This window comes from Mesorhizobium sp. M7A.F.Ca.ET.027.03.2.1 (assembly GCF_003999175.1).
In the GTDB taxonomy this organism is placed as follows: Bacteria; Pseudomonadota; Alphaproteobacteria; order Rhizobiales; family Rhizobiaceae; genus Mesorhizobium.
In genome coordinates this window covers 1-973 of sequence record NZ_RZOM01001545.1, presented here as the reverse complement: position 1 = coordinate 973, position 973 = coordinate 1, and the positions used below count along the sequence as shown (strand labels likewise).

At 66.1% G+C, this 973-nt stretch carries 1 pseudogene; it reads left to right on the top strand.

Annotation, left to right across the window (positions count from 1 at the left end):
* Window positions 1–971, top strand: a pseudogene (locus EN750_RS36320) (formyl transferase); the annotation flags it as partial.
* Window positions 972–973 lie beyond the last annotated feature (2 nt).

Here is a 973-nt window from a genome sequence, read left to right as displayed (position 1 = left end):
ATCTGCCAGAGCCGGCGCAGGCAGGCAGCCCGCCGCCAATGCCCTCGGCCGGCAAGCTTGGGGTCAGAGCCGGCAAGGCGCTGGCGCGGCGGATCGTCCAGAAGATCTATCACCTTTGCTACAACGCGCCGCATTGGAAGGTCGGCTGGCGGCAAACCGGGGGCTCCGATCTGTTCGACCTGCGTGCCCATCCGGCGTCGGGTTGGCAAGAGCTGCCGGACGATGGCAGCCGCTTCTACGCCGATCCGTTTCCCATCCTCTACCAGGGCCAGCTGACCCTGTTCATCGAGGACTATATCCACCGGCTCGGCAAAGCCATCATCTCCGCCGTGCCCTTCGGGCCGGCAGGCCCGCTCGGACGACCTGAACCGGTGCTGGATCTGCCCTACCATCTCTCCTACCCCTTCGTCTTCGAGCGCGACGGCGAGGTCTGGATGGTGCCGGAAAGCTGCGCCAACGGCACCGTCGATCTCTACCGGGCCACCGCCTTCCCCGGTGGATGGGTCAAGGAGGCGACGCTTCTGTCCGGTGTCGTGGCCAGCGACGCCACGCTTGTCGAGCATGGCGGCGCCTGGTGGCTGTTCGCCACCGTCCGCGACGGTGGCGGCGCCTTCTCCGACGCGCTGCACCTATGGTCGGCGCCGAATTTTCGCGGCCCCTGGACGCCGCATCCCAAAAATCCCGTGCTGATCGACATCGCCTCGGCGCGGCCGGCCGGCCGCATCGTCAGGCGCGGCAACGACCTGCTGCGCCCGGTGCAGGACTGCCGCAGGAGCTATGGCGCGGCGCTTGGCATCGCACGCATTTCTCACCTTGATTTGATCGGCATGGAGCAGGTCGTTGAAACCATCTTAAATCCAGGTGCGCTATGGAGCGGGCGTAAACTTCACACGCTCAACGAGGCTGGCGGCTTTGAGTTCATCGATGGCTCGGCGATCGCACCGCGCTGGAAGCAGCGGACCCGCGATTAACC